Raw genomic sequence first — 1,507 nt, forward strand, 5'->3', positions numbered from 1 at the left:
GAAGACCACGTCGAGATGACCCTTCGGATCGAGATCCATCGAGCAGGGGTCGAGGCCGCCGACCACGTCGGCGCCGAGGCTCAGCGCTTCGTCCATCAGCTCCTTGGTGCCTTCACGGATCAGCATTCCCGACTGCGGAAAGGCGACGATCTCGATGTCCACCACGTCGGCGTATTTCTCGCGCGTCGCCATGACGCCGTGGACGCCGGCAAGACCATGCTCGGTATCGACGTCGACATGGCTGCGGATGTGCGTGGTTCCATGGCCCACCGAAAGCGCTACCTGTCTTGCCGATTGCCGAGCCGGATCGAGACCGATGCGTTTCTTGGAATTGCGCTCGTTGGTGATCTTGGCGAGCAGGTTGGAGGGCACGCTGTTGCGGTTCCAGGGCATTCCGTAAAGGGTCTTGTCGAGATGCGTATGGGCTTCGACAAGCCCGGGAAGCAGGATCGCGCTCTTGCCGTCGATGGACTCGGCCCCAATCGAAGCGTCCGCGGGGCCTACCGCCGCGATGCTGCCGTCGCGGATGAGGATATCGGTGGCGGGGGCTGCCCAGGGGCGAACGTTTTTAAGGATGACGGTCTGGTTCATGATCGGTTCCCTGATCAGTGAAGTTTGGGATTGAGCGCGTCGCGCAGCCAGTCACCCAGCAGATTGACTGCGAGGATGATCAAGCTGAGCTGCAGCGCGGGAAACAGCACGACCCACCAGCTTCCCGAGAAGAAGTACTGGTTGCCGATGCGGATCAGCGTGCCGAGCGACGGTTGGGTGGCGGGCATGCCGACGCCAAGGAAGGACAGCGTGGCCTCGGCAAGGATGGCAAGGCCCAGATTGAGGGTCGCGGTAACCAGGACCGGCGTCATGACGTTCGGCAGGATATGCGACAGCATGATGCGAGCCGACGAGACCCGGAGCACGCGCGCGGCAAGCACATATTCCTTCCTTGCCTCGACCATGGCCGAGGCCCGCACCAGGCGCGCATATTGCACCCATGACGTGATGGAGATCGATATGATCAGGATGACCGGCGTGAACGCGTCGCGAAGCGACATCGGCAGCAGATGGCGGAAGATCGCGCTGACCAGGATCGCCACCAAAAGGGTCGGGATGGACAGCACGAGGTCGCCGACGCGCATGAGAAGGTTGTCGACCCAGCCGCCGATATAGCCGGCGATCAGCCCGACCGTAATGCCGATCGTGGCGGCCATGATGACGCCGGCAAAGCCGATCATCAGCGAGATGCGCGACCCGTAGAGGATTGCCGAGAAGATGTCGCGGCCCTGCACGTCGGTGCCGAGCAGGTAGGGCGCTTCCCCGTCGGCCGTCCAGATCGGCGGCAGCTCGGCCTTGTCGAGGTAAAGCTGCGTCAGGTCGTAAGGGTTTTGCGGCGAGAGCAATGGGGCAAGCGCCGCGGACATGGCGATCGCGACCAGCACCAGCGCCGAGATCAGGGCGACCGGCGAATGCAGGAAATCGTAGACGAGGTCGCTGTCCAGGAACGTCCTCA

The 1,507-nt window shown here is 63.0% G+C and carries 1 protein-coding gene and 1 pseudogene; both read right to left on the bottom strand.

Annotated elements, in window-relative coordinates; all coding sequences use genetic code 11:
- A pseudogene (locus tag AC4FWB_RS34040) lies at nucleotides 1–591 on the bottom strand (amidohydrolase family protein); the annotation flags it as partial.
- Between the two features lie 14 nt (nucleotides 592–605).
- A complete protein-coding gene (locus AC4FWB_RS34045; RefSeq protein ID WP_491030591.1) occupies nucleotides 606–1,496 on the bottom strand; it encodes an ABC transporter permease in 891 nt (296 codons plus the stop codon).
- Nucleotides 1,497–1,507 lie beyond the last annotated feature (11 nt).

It is taken from the genome of Mesorhizobium sp. LEGMi-168a (genome assembly GCF_058312955.1).